Source organism: Massilia sp. S19_KUP03_FR1, assembly GCF_036688685.1.
Taxonomy (GTDB): Bacteria; Pseudomonadota; Gammaproteobacteria; order Burkholderiales; family Burkholderiaceae_D; genus JALYUM01.
Genome location: NZ_JAQQPS010000029.1, coordinates 33,943 through 60,557 on the forward strand (window position 1 = coordinate 33,943; position 26,615 = coordinate 60,557).

The window sequence follows — 26,615 nt, forward strand, 5'->3', positions numbered from 1 at the left end:
AAGACTTGCGCCCCGGTGATCCAGGCAGTTAACTGTGAACCCGAGGGCAGGTGACGCCTGGTGAGCAGGAGGAAGATACGCTCGGTCAACGTAATGCATGGTGTGGCATGCTTGACTTGACGACATCTTTTACAGCCCAGCGCAGAGACTCGGGACGTTGCGATGCTGATAAATTGGACGATTTGTACGGGTGAGTATTCTCGGCTCTAGATGAACCGCAAATTGACCGGCGCTCGACAAAGACACCGTCCACAACGAAAAACGCCACCCGAAGGTGGCGTTTTAATGTTCTTGGTGGCCCGCCCGGGGCGAAATCGAACCACGGACACAAGGATTTTCAAAACGCTGCTCCGCGCCTGCTGCCCGGCCATGCGTATTGCTGGGTTTATCGGGAAAGCATCGTGGGGGCGAGCGTGGATGCTGGAGCTAAGGTGGTTTTTACGTGGCTTATTCTGGTAGCACGGCGCACCGGTCGGCAGGCATCTAACTACTGCCAGCCATTTTCACAACCCAGCCGTTAAGAGTTGCGGAAAGCTGATTGGCACTTGTTACGAGTGTTACCAACTCGGCGTCGGCGATCTTGTGCCTGAGCTTAAGCCGGATTTCATCGGCCAGCCGCCCCGCTTCATAGTTTGCATTGCTCGCCTGCTCGAACGCTTCATACACGTCGCCATGCCCCGGTTTGAGCAGCTTTTCGCTGTAGTCGGCGAGCAGGTTTCCAACCGAGGCGATAAGCGTTAATACGGCGCTGGTAACGGCCACTGTTGCCTCCTTCATGGCCAGCGAGGCAAGTATCCCCGAACTGAAAACCAGAGTCAGGATCTGCGAGACCAGGCGTTTTCGACGTGCCCCACCCATGCGGCGCTCAATTTTGACCAGTTCGGTAACAGCACGCTTTGCCACCGCCGTCAATGCGCGCGCGGCCACTTCAGCACGCTCAAGATCGTATGCATCGTGACCTTCAGCGCTCCCTTCTGCCGGTGCCCCCCCGCCAATTTGCCCCTCCTTTAATTCGTGGGCAATATTGGGAAATTCTTCTCTGAGCGCTAGGAAGTGCATGGGGTCGAGCAAGGAGAGGACGTGCACAGCCTCGTTGATCGGTGCGCCGGTTGCATTGCCCATGACCGTTCCTCTCTCAAAAGCCGGTAAAAGTTATCGTTGCGACTTTTGCCCAAAGTACCTTTGCTTTGTCGCGAGTTCTGGAATAGATCGAGGCCCGTTTTTCTGGAAGACTGCCGACGAAACTGGGCTCAACCACCACCTTCAATCCTTCCGAGGTGAGCGAAACCAGAAAGTCCTGCACCGTCTTGGCATTTGTTAGCCCCCTGTTGATCGACTGGATGGCATCGACCGAGTTATATTTCGTCATCACGCCGAACCCGAAGCTTGCCTCCCTGATCGCCCTCGTTGTCTCGCAGCCGATGTCAATGAGGTGCACGCCGTTGATTCGGGCCAAGTTGCGTGCATCCGCAATTGCAATCCGAAACGTTTCTTGCTTGCCGCTGTCGCGGATAACGTAGTCCCTGCCTTCGACATGGCCGATCATGATAAGCGTCGCGCCCTTTGCCTCGGCCATAAGTTTAGAGAAGTCTTCTTTACTGCGCAATTTCTCGCCATCCCCTGCCAGGCGCGTCTGCCGCACATGTGGATTGTTGCGAACTGCTGCCTCCGTCCCCGAGTCGATGAAAAGGGATGCAAACTTCACATCGGCTGCCTTGAATGGCTGGGCGCTAAGCGCATTGAGCATCTTTGGAACTGCGTGCGGGGGGCGGCCAAACAGGCAACATCCTTTCAACTTGGCGATCAGGGACGGCGGCGGCAACGACGTAAAGAGTGTTTCCGGTTGTACGCCGATAGTTTGGCCGATTTTTCCATCTACAATTCGTAGGTTTCTAATCCCCGTGACGTCGATACGCGGACGCCCGTCTGGGTCGAACACGGAAATGTCGAGATGAAATTGAACGCTATCCAAGAGGGCTCTATCCATGATGGCGGTCTGTGCTGACCCCGGAGGTTCCGTGAAAACGATATTCTTGAAAACAGTTCTGGCGTCGGAGAAGGGCGAGTCCAGTCCAGGCGCTCCCTTGACCTTGGTTGGAAAAAAAGGCTTGCCATCCTCGTCCTTTCCCTCCGATACGAAGTTGGAATGATAGTAAAGAACCTCGCCATCGAACTCGACGTAAACCTGGGCCTTAGACACGTCCCGTGTTACTTCGACAGGCAGTACGGACTTCGCCCGATCTTTGTGCGCCTTCATGCCTTGGAAATACTCGTTGCGGCAGACGTCTGCGGCAGAGGCTGGCTGGAAAAACAGGAGAATGAGCAGGCAGGCGGAAGCGATTGGACGTAGCATATTTCCTCCAGTGCGGATGGGAAAGCGGCTCGGTATGCAAACTCTTTGGTGAAAGCGCGTCTACTTATTGTAAGTTTTCCATTGTATAGACTATCCTTTTTGATAATTATCATATATTTAAATAATGGAGCGTCGAATCAGGTTACTGGGCGTGCGAACGTTGACGTAGGCACGTGATGCACGCAGGCTGCTAACTACTCAGCAGCTGTGAGCATCGGTCCCGCCAAGGGTGGCACTTGATGCTCAGCAGGTCGCATCGCTTCCATGCGTGCGCGCAGGGCAGCTCTACATGATCACCCACGCTTCCGGTAAAGAGCCAGAGGTGACGTGAAAGAGCGATCTCACAAGATCACCGGTAATGGACCGGACACAAGGACTACGCATCCCCAAAACGACACCGCCCACTTGCAAGAGTGGGCGGTGCGTGAACGATATTCTTGGTGGTCCCGGGGCGGAATCGAACCGCCAACACAAGGATTTTCAATCTTCGTGCCGCGCTATTTCCCCCGCTTTCGATTTGCCAGGCCAATTTTTTGCGTGATGGCCTGGTCCGGAGGCAGTGCGCTCCACTGTCCAGGCTGCCGGTTGCGCGCATCGCCAGACGGGTTTGCTAGTGAGCGCGACCAGGCGATTCATGGCGCGGCCGAGAAGGAAGCGTGGGATGGAAACTTTTTGTGCATCCAGTCGCGGTTCAGCTGCAAAGCGGTAACGACGTCTTGCGGCAAGCTCTCGAGGATGGCAGGATCGTCGCTCGGTGTGTCGGCCAGCAGGCTGGCCAGGTGGATGATCGCACCGAGTCTGCTGAATGGGTGGGCGGCTATTGGATCGGATGAACTTTCCAATGCGCTCACAATGACGACTGGGAAATTCCAGCGACGACCGAGTTCGGCGGTAATTTGCCCCTCCGAAAAGCCCAGCAGTCGCGTCTCGCGTTCCCACCGTCCGCCCGGCAGGTGGGGTTGCTCCTCGATCTCGGCAAAAGTTGCCGGCGCCGCCTGGTAGATCAGCAGTTCGCCAAGCCGCATCATCATGCCTGCGAGCCAGGCATCCTGGCCATCGTCGCCCAGGCAGGAGGCCAGCCACTTGGCGTAGCCGGCGCAGGCCATGCTGCTTTTCCAAAACTCGTCGCTATCGAGGCCCGGCAGGTCCGGGAAGGTTTCGGCGAAGCAGGCAGCCAGGGCCAAGGTGCGCACGTGCCCAAGGCCCGCCATGGCGATGGCATCGTCGAGTGAAGTTACACCGCGCACAACGCCGAAGCGGGCGCTATTGGCCAGGCGCATCAGTTTGGCGGTGAGGGCGGGGTCGCGCGCAATGATCGCGCTAATTTGGGTGGCCGACGCATCCTCATCATCGAGCGTTTTGATCAATGCATGGGCGACTTCTGAAATGACGGGCAATTTTACGGCATGAAAAAAAGACGATAACTCGCTCATGACTATCCTCCAAAGAACATCGCCGCTGCGCTAGTCTGACGGTCGCGAGATGTGGTGAAATTGAAAGTTCACGATAGCATATTTGTTTCACCTGGGAACTAGATAGGGAAATTATTCCCCGGACCGGACACAAGGATGGCGGATGCCAGAAAGCCCACTTGGTCACTGGTGCGTGTCCTGCCCGACTTCAAGGTCGACGGGCAGACAGCCCTTTGGCTCGTCTAGCCGAAATCGAATCCTTACCGCAAAGGTCAGGATTTTTATCGATTTTCTGTTGGAAAAGATTGGCAAGATGCCGGATTGGACCGAGTCACGAACGTCAAGTCGCGCCCAACAAAAGGCGGTCAACCGGGAATAGACCGGACACGAAGACTTCGACAGTAAGAAACAAAAACGCCCACTTGCATGCGTGGGTGTTGGGTAAGCGATGTTCTGGGTGGCCCGGTTCTGGGAATATTGTCGACGCCTTGTCATGTGCGCTGCACGAAGTGCGCAATCCATTCCTCCGGGCTTGCCAACTGGCGGAAGATCAGATGAAACGCTTGCGAGCACATCAGGGCAGCGTGGTGCAGAAACAAAGAAGCCACCCGAAGGTGGCTTTTTATTTGTTCTTGGTGGCCCGGGGCGGAATCGAACCACCGACACAAGGATTTTCAATCCTCTGCTCTACCGACTGAGCTACCAGGCCAAGAGGCATGATTATAGACAGCCGAACTATGCTTTGCAAGTCCCTCCTGCAACTTTGCTGAAAAAGATGTTCGCGGCCGTGGAAAGTGTGTTGAAACTGGCCTGTGAAACAAGCCGCTATAATGAGCCGCATGAACCCATCCTCCACTTCTTCGACCGCCGTGCGCAGCGATGTGTGCATCGTCGGCAATGGCGCAATCGCCAAAACAGCTGCCCTCGGCCTGGCGCAAGCCGGCTACAGCGTCACCATGCTGGCGCCGCCCGCGCGCCCCGCTGTACCGGACGAATCGTCATGGGACGTGCGTGTCTACGCACTCAACCGCACCGCCCACACTTTACTGTCGAAGCTGAAGGTGTGGGGCGCGCTCGATGCGGCGCGCGTGGCGCCGGTCGATACCATGCAGGTCAATGGCGACGGCAAGGATGCGGGCTTGCTCGCGTTCGATGCATTCAGCGCACATGTCGGCACGCTGGCCTGGATCATCGAGGACCGCAACCTGAACCAGGCGCTCGACGCCGCGCTGCGCTTCGCACCCAAGGTGCAACTGGTGCAGGGCCGCGCCGCCTGCCTGACGCAGGGTCCGGATGACGCCAGCGTACGCCTCGAAGACGGTACCGTGATCACCAGCGCGCTGGTGGTCGGCGCCGACGGCGCGCAGTCGTGGGTGCGCGCGCAGTGCGACATCAATGTCGACTACCGCGCCTATCACCAGAAGGCCATCGTCGCCAACTTCGCCTGCACCAAGCCGCACCACGGCGTGGCACACCAATGGTTTACCGGGGCCGAAGGCATCATCGCGCTGCTGCCGCTGCCGGGCGAGCGCGTGTCGCTGGTGTGGTCGGCGCCGGACGTGCTGGCAGATACCTTGATGAACGAGTCACTCGGCGAGCTGGCGATCCGCCTGGCCGTCTACGCAGAAACCGACCTGGGCGCATTGAAACCGCTGCTGCCGGAGGCCGTGAAAGCGGTGCCGCTGACGCTGGTGCGGCCGCACACCATCGTGGCGCCGCAAGTCGCGCTGGTCGGCGACGCGGCCCACGCCGTGCATCCGCTGGCGGGACACGGGATGAACCTGGGCTTTGGCGACATCGACGCGCTGCTGGCCGCACTGGCGGCGCGCGAAGGCCAGCGCGCCATCGGCGACGCGCGCGTGCTGGCGCGCTACGCGCGGGCGCGCAAGGAAGAAGTGCTGCTGATGCAGGTGGCCACCGACGGCCTTGAGCGCCTGTTCGGCGCCAACCTGGAGCCGCTGCGCCTGGCGCGCAATCTCGGCATGAACGTGTTGAACCACCTACCAATGCTCAAACGGCGCCTGATGGCGCACGCGCTGGGCAAATAAGATCGACCTTTACGAAAGCCTCACCATGTTGAAATCCAAGCTCGCGCTGCTGGCAGCGTCCGTCCTGATCGCGTCCTGCGTCAACGCCGAAACGCCGCTCGAGGCGAACATCAAGAAGGCGCTCGAACCGCGCCTGGGCGATGGCGCCAAGATCGAGTCGGTGCGCGAAACGCCGTATGCCGGCCTGTACGAAGTGCGCGTCGGCGGCGACATCCTTTACACAGATAAAAAGGGCGAGTTCCTCGTCATCGGCCACGTGTACGACGCCAAGACCTCGCAGGATCTGACGCGCGCGCGCATCGATGAAATCAACAAGATCAGCTTCTCCGACCTGCCGCTCGATTCGGCCATCAAGCAGGTCAAGGGCAACGGCAAGCGTGTCATCGCCGTGTTCGAAGACCCGAACTGCGGCTACTGCAAGAAACTGCGCCAGACCACCCTCAAGGACGTCGACAACGTCACCATCTACACCTTCATGTACAACATCCTGTCCGACGATTCGTTTGCCAAGTCGAAGAACATCTGGTGCGCACCAGACAAGTCGAAGGCCTGGGATGACTGGATGATCAGCGGGAAAGCCGCTGCTGCCGCACCGGCCAACTGCGCCACGCCGAACGACAAAATCTTCGCGCTGGGACGCAAGCTGAAAATCGAAGGCACCCCGGCGATCTTCTTTGCCGATGGCACCCGCATTCCCGGTGCGATCGACCTGAAGGGCCTGGAAGCGAAGTTCTCGACCATCAAGCAGTAACACCCGTGCACACGGTTGGCATCCTGCTGGCCGCCGGGCGCGGGCGACGCTTCGACCCGTCCGGCGTCGCCGACAAGCTGCTGCAGCGCCTCCCCGATGGCGATGCCGTCGTGGTGGCCAGTGCGCGCACGCTGCTGGCCGTGCTGCCGCGCGTGCTTGCGGTGGTGCCGCCGTCTGACCGCGGCGTCGCCCAGGCGTTGCGCACACTCGGCTGCGAAGTGACTGTCTGCCCGGACGCCGATACCGGCATGGGCGCGTCGCTGGCCCATGCCGTGGCGGCCTCGTTGCCCGCTGCGCAGGCGTGGGTGATCGCGCTGGGCGATATGCCCTTCGTGGAGAAGGCGACAATACGGGCGCTATGCGCAGCGCTTGCTGGCGGCGCTGAGATTGCCGCACCGGTCGCCAATGGCCGACGCGGCAATCCCGTCGGCTTCGGCCCTGCGCACTTGCCTGCCTTGCTGGCGCTGAGCGGCGACGAGGGCGCGCGCCACATCGTGCGCGGTTCAGCTGTCGTCGAGGTGGCCGTCGATGACCCGGGAATTTTTCGCGATATCGATACCGCTGCCGATCTCTGACGTAGCGAAAGCAGCACCGGCGTTGCAAAACCGCCCGCACCATCCACCCCGCCTCGCGGTAGCGATCCCCATCCGCTACACTATCAAAAAACACGTCACGAGACCAATAACATGAGAAAACCACGCGCGCAGCAGCCGGCTGTCCAGTACACGATCGTCCCGGCCGATCTGGCCGGGCACCTGTTCAACGTCACCGTTACCGTCGCCACGCCCGATCCGGAAGGCCAGGACTTCGCGCTGCCAGCCTGGATCCCGGGCAGCTACATGATCCGCGAATTCGCCCGCAACATCGTGCGCATCCGCGCCGAAGCGAACGGCGCCGCAGTCGCTCTCGTCAAGCTCGACAAACACAGCTGGCGGGCGGCGCCCACCGCCGGCCCTTTGACTGTCCACTACGAAGTCTATGCCTGGGATCTGTCCGTCCGCGCCGCCCACCTCGACCAGACCCACGGCTTCTTCAACGGCACCAGCGTGTTCCTGCGCGTGGCGGGCCAGGAAAATACGCCGCACCAGGTCGACATCCAGCGTCCCGCCGACCCCGCCGCACGCAGCTGGCGCGTGGCGACGGCGCTGCCGGAGCGGGGCGCCAAACGCTACGGCTTCGGCACCTACGTCGCCGCCGACTACGACGAACTGATCGACCACCCGGTCGAACTGGGCGACTTCGCACTGGCCACGTTTACGGCGCACGGCATAGCACACGATATCGTCATCTCCGGTCGCGTGCCCAACCTGGACATGGCGCGCCTGCAGGCCGATTTGACCAAAATCTGCGAAACGCAAATCGCCTTCTTCGAGCCGATCGCAAAACGCGCACCGATGCAGCGTTATGTGTTCCTGACGCTGGCCGTCGGCGACGGTTACGGCGGCCTCGAACACCGCGCCTCGACGGCGCTGATCTGTGCCCGCGCCGACCTGCCCAGCACCGCCACGCCGGCCTCGAAAGAGCCGGGCGAGGGCTACCTGAAATTCCTGGGTCTGTGCAGCCACGAATACTTCCACACCTGGAACGTCAAGCGCATCAAACCGGCCGCGTTTGCGCCGTACGACCTGCAGACTGAAAACTACACGCCGCTGCTGTGGCTGTTCGAAGGTTTTACCAGCTACTACGACGACCTGATGCTGGTGCGCGCCGGGATCATCGGCGAGGCGACTTACCTGAAAATGCTGGGCAAGACCGTCGGCGGCGTTCTGCGCGGCAGTGGTCGCAGCAAGCAGAGCATCGCCGACTCCAGCTTCGACGCCTGGAGCAAATACTATCGCCAGGACGAGAATGCACCGAACGCCATCATCAGCTACTACACCAAGGGTTCACTGGCAGCGCTGGCGTTCGATCTGACGATCCGCGCCAAAACCAACGGCGCGAAAACGCTGGACGACGTGATGCTGGCGCTGTGGCAGCGCTACGGCAGCGATTTCTACGAAGGCGGCGCGCGCGGTGTGACGGAGAAGGAAGTCGAAGCGCTGTTCGATGAAGTGACTGGCGTAAAACTCAAAAACCTGTTCGAGAAGTACATCCGCGGCACCGAGGACGTGCCGGTGGCCAGGCTGTACGCGCCGTTCGGCGTCAAGCTGGTCGACGAGCGCAAGAGCGCCAAGCCGTCGTTCGACGCCGCCATCGGCCGCGACGGCGCCGACACCAAGCTGTCCCAGGTGCATGAAAACGGCGCGGCGCACCAGGCGGGCCTGTCGGCCGGCGACGTGCTGGTGGCGCTCGATGGTTTGCGCATCAGCGGCACGCCGTCGAACCTGGACACGCTGCTGTCCCGCTATCGGGTGGGCGACACGGTGCAGGTGCACGCCTTCCGGCGCGACGAGTTGATGACGTTTGAGGTTGCCTTGCAGGGCGACCGCGTGGCTGCTATCACGCTGTCGGTCGATCCGAAATCCCGGGCCGCACTGCGCCGCCCCAGCGCAGACTAACTGAAGAGCCGTTTAGCTGAAAAGCCGTTGCAGCTCCGCGCCAGGATCTGGCGCGCGCATGAATGCTTCGCCGACCAGGAAAGCGTGCACGTCGGCGTCGCGCATGCGCTGGACGTCGGCCGGCACCATGATGCCCGATTCCGTCACGACCAGGCGGTCAGACGGAATGCGGTGCAGCAGGTCGAGCGTGTTCTGCAGCGTGACCTCGAAGGTGCGCAGGTTGCGGTTATTGATGCCCAGCAGCGGCGTTTTCAATTTCAAAGCCGCCGTCAACTCGTCGCCGTCATGGACTTCGACCAGCACATCGAGGCCGAGTTCCATTGCACATAGTTCCAGTTCCGCCATCAAGCCGTGATCGAGCGCAGAGACGATGAGCAGGATCGCATCGGCGCCCATCGCTTTCGCTTCGTACACCTGGTACATGTCGACAATAAAATCCTTGCGCAGCACGGGGATGGCGCAGGCGGCGCGGGCTTGCTGCAGGTAGTCGACCGAACCCTGAAAAAAGTGTACGTCGGTCAGCACCGACAGGCAGGCCGCGCCGTGTTCGGCGTAGCTGGCGGCGATGGCGGCCGGTTGAAAATCAGCGCGAAGCACGCCTTTCGACGGCGACGCTTTTTTGACTTCGGCGATCACGCCGGCGTGACCGTCGGCGATGTGACGGCGCAGGCTGGCGCCGAAGCCGCGGATATCCTGGTGCGCTTGCGGCTCGACGTCGCGGCGCAGGCTGGCCAGGTCGCGGTATTTTTTGGCGGCGGCTACTTCATCGGCTTTGACGGCCAGGATTTTGTTGAGGATGTCGGACATATGCGAACTTTACTTTCGGCCTGCCAGTTGTTGGGTCACCTGGACGAACTGGTCCAGCTTCGCGCGGGCCGCGCCTGAGGCAATCGCGGCGCGCGCTTTGGCAAGGCCCTCTTCGATCGATACCGCTACGCCCGCCGAATACAGCGCGGTGCCGGCGTTCAGCGCGACGATGTCGTGCGCCGCGCCCGGCGCGCCGCTCAGCGCTTCCAGTACCTTGGCTTTCGACGCCTGCGCGTCGGCCACTTCCAGGTTGCGGCTGGCGATCATCGGCAAGCCGAAATCTTCCGGGTGGATTTCGTATTCGCGAATTTCGCCATTGACCAGTTCACCGACCAGCGTGCCGGCGCCCAGCGACACTTCATCGAGATTGTCGCGTCCGTAGACGACCAGCGCGTGCTGCGCACCGAGGCGCTGCAGCACGCGCACCTGGATGCCCACCAGGTCGGCGTGGAACACGCCCATCAGGATGTTGGGCGCGCCGGCCGGATTGGTCAGCGGTCCCAGGATGTTAAAAATCGTGCGCACGCCCAGTTCGCGCCGTACCGGCGCGGCGTGTTTCATGGCCGCGTGGTGGTTGGGGGCGAACATGAAACCGATGCCGGTCTGCGCGATCGACTGCGCGATCTGCTCCGGTTGCAGGTCGATGTGTGCGCCCAGCGCTTCGATCACGTCGGCACTGCCGGATGATGACGACACGCTGCGCCCGCCATGCTTGGCCACGCGCGCGCCGGCGGCGGCCGCCACGAACATCGACGCGGTCGAGATATTGAAGGTGTGGGCGCCATCGCCGCCGGTGCCGACGATGTCGAGCAGGCCGGTGGTATCGGCCATCGGCACCTTGGTCGAGAACTCGCGCATGACTTGCGCGGCGGCGGCGATTTCGCCGATCGTCTCTTTCTTGACGCGCAGGCCGATTGTCAGCGCCGCGATCATCGTCGGCGACATCTCGCCCGACATGATCTGGCGGAACAGGTGCAGCATCTCGTCGTGGAAGATCTCGCGGTGTTCGATGCAGCGCAGCAGCGCTTCTTGTGGCGTGATTTTCATGGAGGCGCTCATCGCTCGAGGAAGTTTTTGAACAGCGCGTGACCGTGCTCGGACAGGATCGACTCGGGGTGGAATTGCACGCCCTCGATGTCGAATTCCTTGTGGCGCACGCCCATGATCTCGCCGTCGTCGGTCCACGCGGTCACTTCCAGGCAGTCGGGCAGCGACGCGCGCTCGATCGCCAGAGAGTGGTAGCGGATCACCGTGAACGGGCTGGGCAGCCCCTTGAACACGCCCACACCGGTATGCGCGATCAGCGACGTTTTACCGTGCATGACCTGTTTCGCGCGCACGACCTTGCCGCCGAATGCGGCGCCGATGGCCTGGTGGCCCAGGCACACGCCCAGAATCGGCAGCTTGCCCGCGAACTGTTTCAATACCTCGACCGAGACGCCTGCATCGGCCGGCGACTTCGGGCCCGGCGATATGCAGATCCGGTCGGGCTTGAGTGTATGGATGTCGTTGAGCGTGATTTCATCGTTGCGCACGGTGCGCACTTGCTCGCCCAACTCGCCGAAGTACTGCACGATGTTGTAGGTGAACGAGTCGTAGTTGTCGATCATGAGCAGCATTCAGATCTCCCCATCCAGGCCGTCTTGCACCTGTTCGGCGGCGCGCAGCACGGCGCGCGCCTTGTTTTCAGTTTCCTGCCATTCCATCTCGGGAATCGAGTCGGCCACAATGCCGGCCGCAGCTTGCACGTACAGGTTGCCGTCCTTGATCACGCCGGTGCGAATGGCAATCGCGACGTCCATCTCGCCACCGAACGACAGGTAGCCGCACGCGCCGCCGTAGATGCCGCGCTTGACTGGCTCGAGCTCATCGATGACTTCCATGGCGCGCACTTTCGGCGCGCCGGTCAGGGTGCCGGCCGGGAAGGTGGCGCGCAGCACGTCCAGGTTCGACATGCCGTCGATCAGGCGCGCTTCCACGTTCGAGACGATGTGCTGCACGTGCGAGTACTTTTCGATGACCATGCGGTCGGTGACTTTCACGGTGCCGGTCTGCGCGATGCGTCCCAGGTCATTGCGCGCCAGGTCGATCAGCATGACGTGTTCGGCCACTTCCTTCGGGTCGTTCAGCAGTTCGGTGGCCAGTTCGGCGTCGCGCTCGGGCGTGGCGCCGCGCGGGCGCGTGCCGGCGATCGGACGCAGCGTGACGGTGCTACCGCCATCAGGCATTTTCTCTTTGCGCACCAGAATTTCCGGCGACGAGCCGACAATCTGCATGTCGCCGAAGTTGTAGTAGTACATATACGGCGATGGATTCAACGAGCGCAGCGCGCGGTACAGCGTCAGCGGCGAATCGACGTAAGGTTTGCGGATGCGCTGGCCAATCTGCACCTGCATCAGGTCGCCGGCCATCACGTATTCGTGCGCTTTGGCGACCGCCTTCAGATAATCTTCCTTGGCGAATTCGCGTACCGCTTCCGTGCGCACCGAGCTGGAAGTGACCGGCGCATCGACGCCGCGGCGCAGCATCACGCGCAGGTCTTTCAGGCGCTGCTTGGCTTTCGAATACGCTTCCGGCTGCGCCGGATCGGCGTAGACGATGAGGTAGAGTTTGCCGGACAGGTTGTCGATCACCGCCAGCTCTTCGGTCACCATCAACTGGATTTCCGGCAGGTTCAGGTCATCCTTGGGGGCGCCGCCGGCCAGCTTCTTTTCGATGTGGCGCACGGTGTCGTAGCCAAAGTAGCCGGCCAGGCCGCCGCAGAAGCGCGGCAGGCCGGGGCGCAGCGCGACCTTGAAACGGGCCTGGTACTGTTCGATGAATTCGAGCGGGTTGCCCTCGTGCGTTTCGATGACCGCGCCGTTCTTGACGATCTCGGTCAGCTGGCCGGTGCTGCGCAGGACGGTGCTGGCCGGCAGGCCGATGAATGAGTAGCGCCCGAAGCGCTCGCCGCCGACGACGGATTCCAGCAGGAAGGTATTCTTGCCGGTGTTCTGGGTTTGCGCCAGTTTCAGGTACAGCGTGAGAGGCGTCTCTAAATCGGCGAAGGCTTCGGCGATCAGGGGAATGCGGTTGTAGCCATCATTGGCCAGCGATTTGAATTCGAGTTCGGTCATGCTTTTTCTCCAGGCCGCCAAAAGGGTGGGGCAGCAGGGTTGTAAAAAACCTGCCGGTGCGTGGGCGCAACCGGCAGCAATCGTCGTGGGTCAGTTGGACCAGGATTGCCAGCGTCGCCAAAGCCAGGCCTCAAGGGCACCGGTTTGGTTGACAGTGTGTTTTTTAGTGAAAAACATGCGTATGGATCAGTGTTGGTTCAGCGTTAATACAGTGCGGTTGTGTTTTTGAATCAGCTCTGCCGCGGACAGCAGCGAATCAACTATACCATCCGAATCGATTTCCTGTACAGGGCGTCCGTGGTTATAACCATACGGCACCGTCAGCACCGGACAGCCTGCGGCGCGGGCCGCTTCGGCGTCGTTGGACGAGTCGCCAATCGCCACCACGGAAGACGGCGCCAGGTCGAAGTCGCGGCAAACCTGCAGCAGCGGCAGGGGATGCGGTTTTTTCTGCGCCAGCGAGTCGCCACCGTAGACCACCTCGAAATACCCGTCCAGCCCCTTCAAGGCCAGCAGCGGCGTGGTGAACGCGATTGGCTTGTTGGTCACGCAGGCCAGGCGCAAACCGTTCGCGCGCATGGCGTCCAGGCCTGCGATCACCCCGTCGAACAGCAAACTGTGCTGGCCGTTGATGGACAGGTAGTGACGCTGGTAGCTGGCCATCGAGGCATCAAAACGCGCCTCGACCGTGGCCGCGTCGAAGTCGCGCGCCAGCACGGTGCGGATCAGGTTCTCGGAACCCTTGCCGACCATCGGCGAGATCGTTTCTTTAGAAAGCGGCGCGAGATCCAGGTCGGCACGCATACCGTTGATCGCTACGGCGAAGTCGGGCATGGTGTCAAGCATGGTGCCATCGAGGTCGATGATTGCGGCTTTGATGCTCGAATGTGTCGTTCTGAACATAGATGAGGTCTTTAGTTAGGTGGTGATCGATCCCTGTGTTGTCAGAGCAAATCAATTGTCGCGCGCTACTTCTCCTGGGCTCAGCGGATTGACGCAATGCTGCCACGCCAGCCTGGCTGCCAGACCATCCATGTGTGGGAACATTGATGACGTATGGACGCCGAGGCGAAACAGTTCGTACTTCAATCGCTCCTTTGCGCCTTGCGGCACCGAGATTTGTTCAATCTCCCAATCGCCACGAAGATCCTTGTCCAAAGCGATTTCGGGTTCGGGACAAACGACAAAAAGGCCCTCTTGCGCACGAATCCTTGGCGAAACGATGTTTGGGTAATATTTCATCGCGCGCTTGACTTCAAATGGCGGCCTGCTCAGCACGCCCTGAGGCGCCTTCGTTGGGGCATGAAGCGCAAATAATTCTGCATCCCTGTCGGCATTGCTTTCCACTGCAAAGTAAAGCGCAGCCAGCGGATTGAGAGACCAGTCCAGAAGGCGCGTCGGAAGGCCATGGTGCTGCGCAACGGACAGCCATTCCCACTCCGTGGTCGGAGGCTGATCCAGGTATGCGCCGGCCTCTCGGCAGAACGACTGAAATAAACTTTTCTCGTATTTGTCCGTAGAGGCAGATGTATGACCAGGTCTGCCAACGGAAGGAATCAGCTTGTAGTGAGCGTCGGAGTGGCCCCGGAATATCCATTGACCACGCGGCTTCACAAAATACCGTTCGGAAGCTAGTTTGAGTAACTCGTGAACAGACGTAATTTCCATACAACCCCCAATATTGTTGAATACAGGTGTTGAAATCGAATAGTTCTTCTTACGGTAAATTGTTGAAGCAACGTGGCCCTTGTTCTTGAAAACATTCGCACAAGGGCAGCGGATAGCCTCAGCAGACCTTGTGCATCCAGCCGTGCGTGTCCGGCGTGGTGCCGTGCTGGATGCCGAGCAGGCCGTCGCGCATGGCCATCGTCACCGGACCGTTTTCGAAATTGTTGATGGTCATTTCAAAGCTTTTGGCCTTGACGTGGCCGACTGGCGTGATGACGGCGGCGGTACCGCAGGCGAAGGCTTCGGTCATGCGGCCGCTGGCGACGTCGTCGCGCCACTGCTCGATGGAGATCTTGCGCTCTTCCGATTCAAAGCCCAGGTCTTTCGCGATTTGCAGCAGGGACAGGCGGGTGATACCGGCCAGCAGGGTGCCGCTCAGTTCTGGCGTCACAATCGTGGTCTTGCCGTTTTCCTGGTAGACGAAGAACAGGTTCATGCCGCCCATCTCTTCGATGTATTTGCGGTGTACAGCGTCGATCCACACGACCTGGTCGCAGCCTTTTTCCTGCGCCTGCGCTTGCGCAACCAGGCTGGCCGCGTAGTTGCCGGCGCATTTGGCTTCACCCGTGCCGCCTGGGGCTGCGCGCACGTAGTCTTCGCTGATCCACACCGTGACCGGTTTCACGCCTTGCGGGAAGTAAGCGCCCGCTGGGGAGGCGAACAGCACGAACAGGTATTCCAGCGAAGGGCGCACGCCCAGGAACGGGTCGGTGGCAATCATCAGGGGACGCAGGTACAGGCTCTCGCCGACGTTTTGCGGTACCCACTTGCGGTCCAGCGTGATCAAGGCGTCGGCCGCTTCCATGAACAGCTCCACTGGCAGGTCCGGCATGGCCAGGCGCGCGGCGCTGCGATTAAAACGGGCGCCATTCTGGTCGGGACGGAAGGTGGCAACGCCGCCGTCAGGCTGGGAAAACGCCTTGAAACCTTCGAAGATGGCCTGGCCGTAGTGCAGCGACGAGGCCGACGGGTCGAGGCTGAGGGGGCCGTAGGCTTTCAGTTCGCCCTGCTGCCAGGCGCCGTCGCGGTAGGGAATGGTCACCATGTGGTCGGTGAAGGTGCGGCCGAAGGCCAGCACGCGCATGGCGTCGGCGCGGGCGCTGTCGGACAGGGCGTTGGTCGATGGGGTAACGGTCAGGTGCGTGGTCATGTGTTGTTCCTAAATAGTTCGTATTATTGGCCGGCTTTTGCCACGCCGTTCAGCTGCGCGCGCATGGCGTCGATGACGGCCTTGTAGTCAGGCTTGCCGAAGATGGCCGAGCCGGCGACAAAGGTGTCGGCGCCGGCAGCGGCGGCAGCGGCGATATTGTCGACTTTGATGCCGCCATCGACTTCGAGCATGATGTCGCGGCCCGAATCGTCGATCATGCGGCGCACGGCGGCGATTTTTTTGAGCGCTTCCGGGATGAACGACTGGCCGCCGAAGCCCGGGTTGACCGACATGATCAGGATGATGTCGATCTTGTCCATCACGTGGTCGAGGAAGTGCAGCGGCGTGCCCGGGTTGAACACCAGGCCGGCCTTGCAGCCGTTATCGCGGATCAGTTGCAGCGAGCGGTCGATGTGCTCGGATGCTTCCGGGTGAAACGTGATGATGTTTGCGCCCGCCTTGGCGAAGTCGGGGATGATGCGGTCGACCGGTTTCACCATCAGGTGCACGTCGATCGGCACCTGCACGTGCGGGCGGATGGCCTGGCATACCAGCGGGCCGATGGTGAGATTGGGCACGTAATGGTTGTCCATCACGTCGAAGTGGATGATGTCGGCGCCGGCGGCGACGACGTTGCGCACTTCTTCACCCAAGCGGGCGAAATCGGCGGACAGAATGCTGGGGGCGATGCGATAGGTGGTCATGGCGGGCGGTGCAAGGTTACGGGAACCGCTATTTTACGCCGAGCAGCACGGCGATGGCTTTTGTCCGGGGCGCGTAGCCGGGGCGCGGTATGATGGGAAATTGGCCGGGCGGCACGCCTGGCATTCGCTTCATCTACAAGGAATTCCGATGTCCGCCTACGATTTCACCGTCACCGTCAAGACGCAATACCTGCCCGAGCAGTCCAATCCGGAGCAGTCGCAGTATGTATTTGCCTACACGATCCTGATCCGGAATACCGGTGCCAACGCGGCCCAGCTCATTTCGCGCCACTGGATCATCACCGACACCAACAACAAGGTGCAGGAAGTGGCCGGGCTCGGCGTCGTCGGTCACCAGCCATTGCTGCAGCCGGGCGAACAGTTCGAATACAACAGCGGCACCCAGATGGATACGCCGCAGGGTTCGATGAAGGGCGAGTACTTCTGCGTGGCCGAAGACGGCACCCGTTTTGAAGTCGAGATTCCAGAGTTCGTGCTGTCGCTGCCACGCACGCTGCACTAATATTATTTTCGGCCCGAGAACATCGTCCACCAGACGATGAACACGAGCACAAAAAAGGCCACCGCCGCCTCCAGGAACAAAATCCACATGACCAGGCTTTCACAATTGTCGACCCGTTGCAGTCTACTCGCTCTGACTGCCGCCCTGGTGCTGGCCGGCTGCGCCACCACCCAGCTGCCGCCCGCGCAGCCGGTGCCGCCGCCGGTTCAGCCGCCTGTCGTCATGCCGCCGCCGGTTGGCCCGGTCGGCATTCCGGTGCCGGCGACGCCCGTGTTGACGCCCACCACGTTCAGCGCCTTGCCCGGCTGGCAGCAGGACGACGTGCGTCAGGCCTGGCCGGCGTTTTCGGCATCTTGCGCAGTCCTGATCAAAAAGGTTGACTGGCAGGCTGCCTGCGCGGCGGCGCGCGTCGTCGACGCCCGCGACGCTGAAGCGATCCGTGCATTCTTTGAGACCTGGTTCGTGCCCAACCAACTGCGCGCCGTTGATGGCGCCGACACCGGCCTGATTACCGGTTACTACGAACCGATGCTGTACGGCGCCCGCAAGCGCGGCGGCGCCTACCAAACGCCGCTTTACGCGGTGCCGGACGACCTGGTCAGCGTCGAACTGGCCAGCGTCTATACCACCTTGAAAGGCATGCGCCTGCGCGGACGTCTGGTCGGCAAGAAAGTGGTCCCGTATGGCACCCGCGCCGAGATTGCACGCGCGGACGTGGCGGGCAAGGAGCTGGTGTGGGTCAACGACGCGGTCGAAGCGTTCTTCCTGGAAGTGCAGGGCTCGGGCCGGGTGCAGCTCGACTCCGGCGAGACGGTGCGCATTGCCTACGCCGACCAGAACGGCCATCCGTATAAAGCCATCGGACGCTGGCTTGTGGAGCAGGGCGAGCTGACCTCGGCCACCGTGTCGGCCCAATCGATCAAGGCCTGGATCGTCGCGCATCCGCAGCGGCGCGATGAACTGTTCAACGTCAATCCCAGCTATATCTTTTTTAAAGAAGAACGCTTGCCGGATGCGTCGGTAGGGCCGAAAGGCGCGCTGGGCGTGCCGTTGACGCCAGCGCGCTCGGTGGCGGTCGACCCGGCCTTCGTGCCGCTCGGGGCGCCAGTGTTCCTGGCCACGACCGAGGCGGGCAGTGCGCAGCCGATGCAGCGCCTGATGATGGCGCAGGATACCGGCGGCGCGATCAAGGGCGCGGTGCGGGCAGATTTCTTTTATGGCTTTGGGACGGACGCAGCCCACAAGGCGGGGCTGATGAAGCAGAAGGGCGCGGTGTGGGTGTTGTTGCCAAAGCCGGCACCGGACACGCTTTCGCGCTAATCTTTCACGTGTCGTAACTGCGTCCCGAACACCATCACCAACGCCAGCATGACCCCACCCGCGGCGACGCCCCCCAGCGCCGCGCGCACGCCGTACCGCTCCGCCATCGCTCCGGCCAGCAGCGCCCCCGCCGGGCCACCCGCCACCCCCAGGAAGCGCATCGTCGACGTCATCCGCCCCAGCAGCGCATCGGGTGTGACGCGTTGGCGCAGCGAGATGTAGGGCATGAAGAACAGCAGCGCGCCCATGTCGAGGAAGAACGTGACGGCGCCGTAGGCCAACGCGGTCGTGGTACCGGTCCCCGCCTGCGCGGTGATGCAGGGCAGCAGTGCGAACGCCACCACCGTGCCGCACAGGCCAATCAGGATGATGGCGCCCGACCCGAACCGTTTCGAGAGCGGCATCATGGCCAGCGAGCCGGCCAGCATGCCGAGTCCGCCCAGCATTTGCGCCGTGCCCAGCACACCCGGCGACATACCCAGCACGCGCGTGGCGAACACCACCTGCAGCGCCACATAACCGGAAAACAACAGATTCCACGCACCCGCCGTCCATGCCAGCGTGCGCAGCAGCGGATGGCGTGAGATAAAACGCAAGCCTTCGACGATGGCGCGCACCGGGTGCGCCTGGGTGAACACCGGGGCCGGTTCCCGGGCGCCTATGCGGGTCAGGTTCCACAGCGAGACGACGAAGGCGCTGGTATTGAACAGGATCGCAATGGGGGCGCCCAGCAGCTGGATCAGCACGCCCGCCATGCCCGGCCCCAGCAGCCGCGACGCCGCATCGGTGGTGCCGAACTTCGCGCGCGCCTGCACCAGGCCATCGCGGCCGACCAGGAAGGTCAAGAAGATCTGTTCGGCGCTGCCGCCCACCACCGCGCCGGTGCCCATGACGAAGCCGACCGCATACAGCCAGTGGATCGACAGCATGCCCAGCCACCACGCCACCGGAACACTTGCCAGGGCTGTGGCCAGCATGATGTCGCTGGCAATCATGATCGGCAGGCGGCGCGAGCGATCCAGCAGCACCCCGGCGGGCAGGCTGAATAGCAGGTACGGCAAGCCTTCCAGCGCGACCAGCAGGCCCATCTGGGCCGGCGACGCGTGCAGCAGCAGCACCGCGCACAGCGGCAAGGCCAGCAGCGTGATCTGGCCGCCGAAGCTGGTCAGGATGGTGCTGCCCCAGAAGCGCCGGAAGTCGGGCAGTTGCAACAGACGGTCGCGGCCGAGGCGGTCGATGAACGCGCGGTGCAGTGCGTAAAACATGGTTACGATGGCAAGAAAATAAATGGTTGCCTCATGATAACAGTGGTGTGCGCCTGGCGGCCGGGAAGCGCTACAATCGCGGAACAAATACAACCAATCAAGGGGATAAAATGGACTATGCAGACCTGCTGATCGAAGACCACGGCAAAGTGGTCGTGATTCGCCTGAACCGCCCAAAGGCGATGAATGCGCTCAACGACAACATGATGAATGAACTGGGCGACGCCCTGTACAAATTCGACGCCGATCCGGCAGTCCATTGCATCGTCCTGACCGGCAGCGATAAAGTATTCGCCGCCGGTGCCGATATCGCTGCCATGGCCAACTACACCTATGCCGACACCTACCCGAACAATTACATCGGTCGCAACTGGGAACATATTCTCAATGTGCGCAAACCGGTGATCGGCGTGGTGGCCGGCTACGCGCTGGGCGGCGGCTGCGAGCTGGCCATGATGTGCGATTTCCTCATCGCCGCCGACACGGCCAAATTCGGCCAGCCGGAAATCAAGGTCGGCGTCACACCCGGCGCCGGCGGCACCCAGCGCCTGCCGCGCACAATCGGCAAATCAAAAGCCATGGACATGCTGCTCACCGCGCGCATGATCGATGCCCAGGAGGCCGAGCGTACCGGCCTGGTCTCGCGCATCTTCCCGGCCGACAAATTGATGGAAGAGGCGATGGCGGTGGCGAACACGATTGCCGCCATGCCGGTGTCGGTGGCGATGGCCATCAAGGATTCGGTCAACCGGGCGTTTGAAACCACGCTCACCGAAGGCGTGCGTTACGAGCGCCGTTTCTTCCACGCGGCGTTCGGCACGCCGGCGCAAAAAGAAGGCATGTCCGCCTTCCTTGAAAAGCGCAAAGCCCAATTCGACGGGATGTAAATGAACGCAGCAAGCCATCGCAAACGCCGCTGGATCAGCGCCGTGCTGATCCTGGTACTGGCCGCCGGCGGCGCGCTGGAAGGCTGCACGGCGTTGCCAAAGCTGGGCAACCGGGCCGTCACCAGCGCCGCAGTCGACACCGATGGCACGCGCCTGGGCAAGAGTGTGACGGCGGCCACCGCCGAGCATCCCGGCAAGGCTGGCCTGGTCAGCCTGTCGACCGGCCACTCGGCGTTCGCCGCCCGTGCGCTGCTGGCCAACGCGGCCGAGCGCACGCTCGATGTGCAGTACTACATGTGGCATGCCGATACCACCGGCAAGCTGCTGTTTGCGGCCTTGAAAAGGGCCGCCGACCGGGGCGTGCGGGTGCGCTTGTTGTTAGATGACAACAACACGACGGGCATGGATCAGTTGCTGCTGGCGCTGGACCGCCTGCCGAACATGGAAGTGCGGCTGTTCAATCCGTTCGCGATGCGCACGCTGCGCCCGCTCGGCTACCTCACCGACTTTTCGCGCCTGAACCGGCGCATGCACAATAAATCGTTCACGGCCGATAACCAGATCACCATCGTCGGCGGGCGCAATATCGGCGACGAGTACTTCGATGCCGGCAGCGACGTGCTGTTCATCGACCTCGACGTGATCGCGCTCGGGCCGGTTGTGCGCGAAGTGTCGCGCGATTTCGACGTCTACTGGAACAGCAAGTCTGCCTATCCCGTCGATTTGCTGATCAAACCGGATCCCGAAGCGCATCCCTTGAGCGCCCTCGACACCATCGCCAGCGAGCCCGATGCGCAGGTCTACCTCGATGAAGTCAAGAACACGCCGTTCGTTGAAAAGCTGACCGACCGCAGCGTCAAGCTGGAATGGGCCGCCACGCAGTTCGTCAGCGACGATCCGGGCAAGGTGCTGGGGCAGGAATCGGAGGCGTCGAAGCTTGCGCCGCAGCTGCTGCAACTGATCGGCAAGCCGAAAAAATCGGTCAACCTGGTGTCGCCGTATTTCGTGCCGGGCGAGCGGGGCTACGCGCTATTCGCGCAGTTGCGCGAGCAGGGCACGGACGTGCGCATCCTGACCAATGCACTGGAATCGACCGATGTGGCGGCCGTCCATGCGGGTTATTCGAAATGGCGCGCGCCGCTGCTCAAGACCGGCGTCACGCTGTACGAACTGCGCGCCGCCCCGGGGGCGCCGTCGCGCAAGAGCATCATCGGCACCGGTTCCGGCTCGGGCGCCGGCGGCTCCACCGGTGGCAGTTCCGGTAGCAGCCTGCACGCCAAGACCTTCGAAGTCGATGGCGAGAAGGTGTTCGTCGGTTCCTATAATGTCGACCAGCGTTCGCGCGAACTCAATACCGAGATGGGCCTCGTGGTCGACAGCCCGACCATGGCGCGCCAGTTGAGCGACAGCTTCAACAGGAACATGACGGAGCGGGCCTACCAGGTGAAGCTGGCGCCGGACGGCTCGCTGTACTGGATCGGCACCGAGAAGGGCGTCGTCACCCGTTACGATGTCGAGCCGGGCACCACCTTCCTGCAGCGCCTGGGCGTCAAAGTGCTGTCGTGGCTGCCGATCGACTGGCTGCTGTAACGAGTTTCAGCAGGTGTGTCGCCCGCCGCGGTACACCTGTTTCAGCTTTGCCACAGTCGCGTTCCCATCGCGCCTGATTCGGGCATGGCACGGGGCTTGCAGCTAGCTGGTGACAATAACAAGCTGGAGACAAACCGATGTGGCATGCACCTCGCACGCTGCCGGCTGCTGCATGGACGGTGCTTGCGGTATTGACCGCCAACGCCAGCGCGGCGCCGTTCGCCTACGTACCCAATGAAAAATCCGGCACGGTCACTGTCATCGACACGGCCAGCCAGGCAGTCGTGCGCCAGCTCGCTGCCGGCAAACGGCCGCGTGGGATTGCCGTCGACCCGGCCGGGCAGCGCCTGTACCTGTCCGACGCCGGTGCAAACGCACTGATTACACTCGACCTGCCCGGCGGCGCCTCCCGCAGCACGCCCCTGGGCAAATCGCCGGAAGGGGTGAGCGTCTCGCGCGACGGCAAGCTGGTGGCCATTGCCGTGGAAGAAAGCAACAGCGTGACGCTGATCGATGCCGCCACCGGTGCGCAATTGGCCGACATCACGGTCGCAGGGAAAAATCCGGAACATGCGGTATTCAGCCCGGACGGCCGCTGGCTGCTGGTCAGCGCCGAGGAGGCCGAGCAGGTCGACGTCATCGACGTGGCGCAGAAGAAGCAGGTGGGTGCGGTGGCCGTGGGGCTGCGGCCGCGCGGCATCGGCTTTTCGCCCAGCGGGGCGATCGCGTATGTCGCCTGTGAACTGGTCAACACCGTGTTCGTCATCGATATGGCCAGCCGCAAGGCGATTGCCCGCATCCCGGCCGGGAAGAATGCCAACGGTATCGTGGTGCACCCCAGCGGCAAACAAGTGTATGTCTCGAACGGCATCGATGGCAGCGTGATGATCATCGACACCGCCACGAATACCGTTTCCGCCACCATTCCGGTTGGCAAACGTCCCTGGAACATGGCGCTGACCCCGGACGGGGCCCGCCTCTACGTCGCCAACGGCCGTTCGAACAGCGTCTCGGTCATCGACACGCTGGGCGCGCGCAAGCTGGCCGACATCACCGTGGGTGAACTACCCTGGGGTGTCGTGATCCAATGATGGTAACCCGGCGCCGCAACAGGCGGCGTCACAACATTGATGAAAGAGGATGACATGAATCTCGCGGATATCAGCAAGCTCGGCGTCGCCAATCCCTTCAAGCAGCGCTACGACAACTATATAGGTGGCAAATTCGTGGCGCCTGTAAAGGGCGAGTATTTCCCCAACATCACCCCCATCACCGGGCAGCCATTCTGCGAAGTGGCCCGCTCCGGCGCCGAAGATATCGAACTGGCGCTCGACGCGGCCCACGCCGCCCGCGAAGCGTGGGGGAAGACGTCTCAAACCGAGCGCGCGAATATCCTCAACAAGATTGCCGACGTCATGGAAGCCAACCTGGCGCTGCTGGCCACGGCCGAAACCATCGACAATGGCAAGCCGATCCGCGAAACCACGGCCGCCGACATCCCGCTCGCGATCGACCACTTTCGCTATTTTGCCGGCTGCATCCGCGCCCAGGAAGGTTCGGTTGCCCAGATCGACCATGAAACCTACGCTTACCATTTTCATGAGCCGCTGGGCGTGGTGGGCCAGATCATTCCGTGGAATTTTCCGATCCTCATGGCGGTGTGGAAGCTGGCGCCGGCGCTGGCCGCGGGCAACTGCGTGGTGTTGAAGCCGGCCGAGCAGACGCCGGCGTCGATCATGGTGCTGGTGGAATTGATCGGCCATTTGTTGCCGCCGGGCGTACTCAACATCGTCAACGGCTTTGGCCTGGAAGCGGGCAAGCCGCTGGCGTCAAATAAACGTATCGCGAAGATCGCGTTTACGGGAGAGACCGGTACCGGGCGGCTGATCATGGGCTATGCCGCGCAAAACCTGATTCCGGTCACGCTGGAACTGGGCGGAAAATCGCCGAATATCTTCTTTGCCGACGTGATGGATGCCGACGACGATTTCTTCGACAAGTGCCTGGAAGGCTTTTCCATGTTCGCGCTGAACCAGGGCGAAGTGTGCACCTGTCCGTCGCGCGTGTTGATCGAGGAATCGATCTACGACCGCTTCATGGAGCGCGCCTTGGCGCGGGTGGCGAAAATCAAGCAGGGCAATCCGCTCGACGCGTCCACCATGCTGGGCGCCCAGGCGTCGCAGGAGCAGCTGGAAAAAATCCTCTCTTACCTGGATATCGGCAAGCAGGAGGGCGCGGAATGCCTGGCGGGCGGCGAGCGCAACATGCAGGACGGCGACCTGAAAGACGGATACTACGTGCGCCCGACGATTTTCAAGGGCAACAACAAGATGCGTATCTTCCAAGAGGAAATCTTTGGTCCGGTGGTCTCGGTGACCACCTTCAAGGACGAGGCCGATGCGATCGCCATCGCCAACGACACGCTGTATGGCCTGGGCGCAGGCCTGTGGACGCGCGATGGCTCGCGCGCGTTTCGCATGGGCCGCGCCATCCAGGCGGGGCGTGTCTGGACCAATTGCTATCACCTGTATCCGGCCCATGCGGCATTCGGCGGCTATAAACAGTCGGGCATCGGGCGCGAGAATCACAAGATGATGCTGGACCACTACCAGCAGACCAAAAACCTGCTGGTGAGTTACAGCCCGAAAGCGCTGGGGTTCTTCTAGCATGGTGCCGCCCAGGGTCAGTGCCACCGATGCCGCGCTGCAGATGATTGCCGAGCTGCGGGCGCGGCATGGGCCGCTGATGTTCTTCCAGTCTGGCGGCTGCTGCGATGGCAGTGCGCCGATGTGCTATCCCTTGGGCGAGTTCGCCGTCAGCGACAGCGATGTGCTGCTGGGCGAGCTGGACGGGACACCCTTCTATATGGGCGCGGAGCAGTTCGCCTATTGGGAACATACCCAGCTGATCATCGATGTGGTGAAGGGCAACGGTGGAATGTTTTCCCTCGACAATGGTACGGGCCGCCGTTTCCTGACGCGTTCGCGCCTGTTCACGGACGACGAATCGGCCGCGCTGGCGCAGTTGAACGCCTGATTTTTCCACGCCTTGATTTTTTCTTTGTGCACCCCTTGCGGGTGCGCAAAGCGTTTGCTATAGTTCGCCTCCCTGAGAAATTGGTTAACAAAAACAAGGACTTGGGGCTGCCGCGAAAGCGGCAGGGTAGGAAAAGAGGAGTTGACGGCGTAGGATAAAACCTGCATAATCTCATCTCTCTGCTGCGACGAACACAACGCTTCGTCAAACACAGCAAAAAACGCAGTACCGAATAAAGTTCTTTAAAAATTAACAGTCGATAAGTGTGGGCGTTTGATGAAGGTGCCAAGAACTTCGGTTCTTGATTACTTAAATTATCAAATGTTCACAAAAAAGAAATAGGTTACTTCGCAAGAAGTGATCGTCAGTATTTTGAGTGAGCGACCCGTCAGCAATGACGGTGGCAGAAATGCCAAGCAACAGAGATTAAACTGAAGAGTTTGATCCTGGCTCAGATTGAACGCTGGCGGCATGCCTTACACATGCAAGTCGAACGGCAGCGCGGGGCAACCTGGCGGCGAGTGGCGAACGGGTGAGTAATATATCGGAACGTACCCTGGAGTGGGGGATAACGTAGCGAAAGTTACGCTAATACCGCATACGATCTAAGGATGAAAGTGGGGGCTTCGCAAGAACCTCATGCTCCTGGAGCGGCCGATATCTGATTAGCTAGTTGGTGGGGTAAAGGCCCACCAAGGCTTCGATCAGTAGCTGGTCTGAGAGGACGACCAGCCACACTGGAACTGAGACACGGTCCAGACTCCTACGGGAGGCAGCAGTGGGGAATTTTGGACAATGGGCGCAAGCCTGATCCAGCAATGCCGCGTGAGTGAAGAAGGCCTTCGGGTTGTAAAGCTCTTTTGTCAGGGAAGAAACGGTGAGAGCTAATATCTCTTGCTAATGACGGTACCTGAAGAATAAGCACCGGCTAACTACGTGCCAGCAGCCGCGGTAATACGTAGGGTGCAAGCGTTAATCGGAATTACTGGGCGTAAAGCGTGCGCAGGCGGTTTTGTAAGTTTGTCGTGAAAGCCCCGGGCTCAACCTGGGAATTGCGATGAAGACTGCAAGGCTTGAATCTGGCAGAGGGGGGTAGAATTCCACGTGTAGCAGTGAAATGCGTAGAGATGTGGAGGAACACCGATGGCGAAGGCAGCCCCCTGGGTCAAGATTGACGCTCATGCACGAAAGCGTGGGGAGCAAACAGGATTAGATACCCTGGTAGTCCACGCCCTAAACGATGTCTACTAGTTGTCGGGTTTTAATTAACTTGGTAACGCAGCTAACGCGTGAAGTAGACCGCCTGGGGAGTACGGTCGCAAGATTAAAACTCAAAGGAATTGACGGGGACCCGCACAAGCGGTGGATGATGTGGATTAATTCGATGCAACGCGAAAAACCTTACCTACCCTTGACATGTACGGAAG

The 26,615-nt window shown here is 61.3% G+C and carries 23 protein-coding genes, 1 tRNA gene and 1 rRNA gene; 12 read left to right on the forward strand and 13 right to left on the reverse strand.

Annotation, left to right across the window (positions count from 1 at the left end):
• Positions 1-483: 483 nt before the first annotated feature.
• The 4 genes from V6M87_RS24380 to V6M87_RS24395 all read right to left on the reverse strand — a co-directional run bounded on the left by V6M87_RS24380 (position 484) and on the right by V6M87_RS24395 (position 4,474).
• Positions 484-1,122 carry a hypothetical protein gene (locus tag V6M87_RS24380; RefSeq protein ID WP_332879267.1) on the reverse strand — a complete coding sequence of 213 codons (639 nt, stop codon included), beginning with the start codon at positions 1,120-1,122 and terminating at the stop codon, positions 484-486.
• A gap of 13 nt (positions 1,123-1,135) precedes the next feature.
• Entirely contained in the window at positions 1,136-2,353 is a 1,218-nt protein-coding gene (locus V6M87_RS24385) for a hypothetical protein (protein ID WP_332879268.1), read from the reverse strand.
• A 632-nt stretch (positions 2,354-2,985) separates the two neighbouring features.
• A complete protein-coding gene (locus V6M87_RS24390; protein ID WP_332879269.1) occupies positions 2,986-3,786 on the reverse strand; it encodes an HDOD domain-containing protein in 801 nt (266 codons plus the stop codon).
• A 612-nt stretch (positions 3,787-4,398) separates the two neighbouring features.
• Positions 4,399-4,474, reverse strand: a tRNA-Phe gene (locus V6M87_RS24395).
• Between the two features lie 130 nt (positions 4,475-4,604).
• Here V6M87_RS24395 and V6M87_RS24400 point away from each other — a divergent pair.
• From V6M87_RS24400 to V6M87_RS24415, 4 genes are all read left to right on the forward strand, one after another.
• Positions 4,605-5,813, forward strand: a complete 1,209-nt coding sequence (locus V6M87_RS24400; RefSeq protein ID WP_332879270.1) for an FAD-dependent monooxygenase — start codon at positions 4,605-4,607, stop codon at positions 5,811-5,813.
• Positions 5,814-5,838: 25 nt separating this feature from the next.
• Positions 5,839-6,564 (forward strand): DsbC family protein, encoded by a 726-nt coding sequence (locus tag V6M87_RS24405; protein ID WP_332879271.1) that lies wholly within the window; start codon positions 5,839-5,841, stop codon positions 6,562-6,564.
• Positions 6,565-6,569: 5 nt separating this feature from the next.
• Positions 6,570-7,139 carry a nucleotidyltransferase family protein gene (locus V6M87_RS24410; RefSeq protein WP_332879272.1) on the forward strand — a complete coding sequence of 190 codons (570 nt, stop codon included), beginning with the start codon at positions 6,570-6,572 and terminating at the stop codon, positions 7,137-7,139.
• Positions 7,140-7,250: 111 nt separating this feature from the next.
• The gene (locus V6M87_RS24415; protein ID WP_332879273.1) at positions 7,251-9,062 is read left to right on the forward strand and encodes a M61 family metallopeptidase; all 1,812 of its coding nucleotides are present in this window, start codon (positions 7,251-7,253) and stop codon (positions 9,060-9,062) included.
• Positions 9,063-9,074: 12 nt separating this feature from the next.
• Here V6M87_RS24415 and trpC read toward each other — a convergent pair whose 3' ends face one another.
• From trpC to rpe, 8 genes are all read right to left on the reverse strand, one after another.
• Positions 9,075-9,869, reverse strand: coding sequence for an indole-3-glycerol phosphate synthase TrpC (gene trpC, locus V6M87_RS24420; protein WP_332879274.1), 795 nt, complete (start codon positions 9,867-9,869; stop codon positions 9,075-9,077).
• A gap of 9 nt (positions 9,870-9,878) precedes the next feature.
• Entirely contained in the window at positions 9,879-10,916 is a 1,038-nt protein-coding gene (gene trpD / locus V6M87_RS24425; protein ID WP_332879275.1) for an anthranilate phosphoribosyltransferase, read from the reverse strand.
• An 8-nt stretch (positions 10,917-10,924) separates the two neighbouring features.
• Positions 10,925-11,488, reverse strand: a complete 564-nt coding sequence (locus V6M87_RS24430; protein WP_332879276.1) for an anthranilate synthase component II — start codon at positions 11,486-11,488, stop codon at positions 10,925-10,927.
• Positions 11,489-12,985, reverse strand: coding sequence for an anthranilate synthase component I (gene trpE, locus V6M87_RS24435; RefSeq protein ID WP_332879277.1), 1,497 nt, complete (start codon positions 12,983-12,985; stop codon positions 11,489-11,491).
• Positions 12,986-13,171: 186 nt separating this feature from the next.
• Positions 13,172-13,888 carry a phosphoglycolate phosphatase gene (locus V6M87_RS24440; protein WP_332879278.1) on the reverse strand — a complete coding sequence of 239 codons (717 nt, stop codon included), beginning with the start codon at positions 13,886-13,888 and terminating at the stop codon, positions 13,172-13,174.
• A 51-nt stretch (positions 13,889-13,939) separates the two neighbouring features.
• Positions 13,940-14,653 carry an FRG domain-containing protein gene (locus tag V6M87_RS24445; RefSeq protein ID WP_332879279.1) on the reverse strand — a complete coding sequence of 238 codons (714 nt, stop codon included), beginning with the start codon at positions 14,651-14,653 and terminating at the stop codon, positions 13,940-13,942.
• A 118-nt stretch (positions 14,654-14,771) separates the two neighbouring features.
• Positions 14,772-15,863 carry a branched-chain amino acid aminotransferase gene (locus tag V6M87_RS24450; RefSeq protein WP_332879280.1) on the reverse strand — a complete coding sequence of 364 codons (1,092 nt, stop codon included), beginning with the start codon at positions 15,861-15,863 and terminating at the stop codon, positions 14,772-14,774.
• A 23-nt stretch (positions 15,864-15,886) separates the two neighbouring features.
• Complete coding sequence (gene rpe, locus V6M87_RS24455) at positions 15,887-16,567, reverse strand: ribulose-phosphate 3-epimerase (protein ID WP_332879281.1); 681 nt, start codon at positions 16,565-16,567, stop codon at positions 15,887-15,889.
• Positions 16,568-16,715: 148 nt separating this feature from the next.
• Between rpe and apaG the strand changes: the two genes are divergently transcribed.
• Positions 16,716-17,090: a Co2+/Mg2+ efflux protein ApaG gene (gene apaG, locus V6M87_RS24460; protein WP_332879282.1), complete on the forward strand. Its 375-nt coding sequence runs from the start codon at positions 16,716-16,718 to the stop codon at positions 17,088-17,090.
• 87 nt (positions 17,091-17,177) lie between these two features.
• Positions 17,178-18,410: a murein transglycosylase A gene (gene mltA / locus V6M87_RS24465; protein WP_332879283.1), complete on the forward strand. Its 1,233-nt coding sequence runs from the start codon at positions 17,178-17,180 to the stop codon at positions 18,408-18,410.
• Here mltA and V6M87_RS24470 read toward each other — a convergent pair.
• Positions 18,407-19,675 (reverse strand): MFS transporter, encoded by a 1,269-nt coding sequence (locus tag V6M87_RS24470; protein ID WP_332879284.1) that lies wholly within the window; start codon positions 19,673-19,675, stop codon positions 18,407-18,409. The genes mltA and V6M87_RS24470 overlap by 4 nt on opposite strands.
• Before the next feature lie 110 nt (positions 19,676-19,785).
• On the opposite strand from V6M87_RS24470, the gene V6M87_RS24475 reads away from it, so the two are divergent.
• The 6 genes from V6M87_RS24475 to V6M87_RS24500 form a co-directional block, all read left to right on the forward strand.
• Positions 19,786-20,562: an enoyl-CoA hydratase gene (locus V6M87_RS24475; protein ID WP_332879285.1), complete on the forward strand. Its 777-nt coding sequence runs from the start codon at positions 19,786-19,788 to the stop codon at positions 20,560-20,562.
• Positions 20,563-22,152 carry a phospholipase D family protein gene (locus tag V6M87_RS24480; protein WP_332879286.1) on the forward strand — a complete coding sequence of 530 codons (1,590 nt, stop codon included), beginning with the start codon at positions 20,563-20,565 and terminating at the stop codon, positions 22,150-22,152.
• A 137-nt stretch (positions 22,153-22,289) separates the two neighbouring features.
• On the forward strand, positions 22,290-23,243 hold the full coding sequence (locus tag V6M87_RS24485; RefSeq protein WP_332879287.1) for a beta-propeller fold lactonase family protein: 954 nt from the start codon (positions 22,290-22,292) through the stop codon (positions 23,241-23,243).
• 54 nt (positions 23,244-23,297) lie between these two features.
• A complete protein-coding gene (adh, locus tag V6M87_RS24490; RefSeq protein WP_332879288.1) occupies positions 23,298-24,818 on the forward strand; it encodes an aldehyde dehydrogenase in 1,521 nt (506 codons plus the stop codon).
• A 1-nt stretch (position 24,819) separates the two neighbouring features.
• Positions 24,820-25,188: a DUF779 domain-containing protein gene (locus tag V6M87_RS24495; protein ID WP_332879289.1), complete on the forward strand. Its 369-nt coding sequence runs from the start codon at positions 24,820-24,822 to the stop codon at positions 25,186-25,188.
• Between the two features lie 428 nt (positions 25,189-25,616).
• Positions 25,617-26,615: ribosomal RNA gene (locus tag V6M87_RS24500) — 16S ribosomal RNA — on the forward strand; the annotation flags it as partial.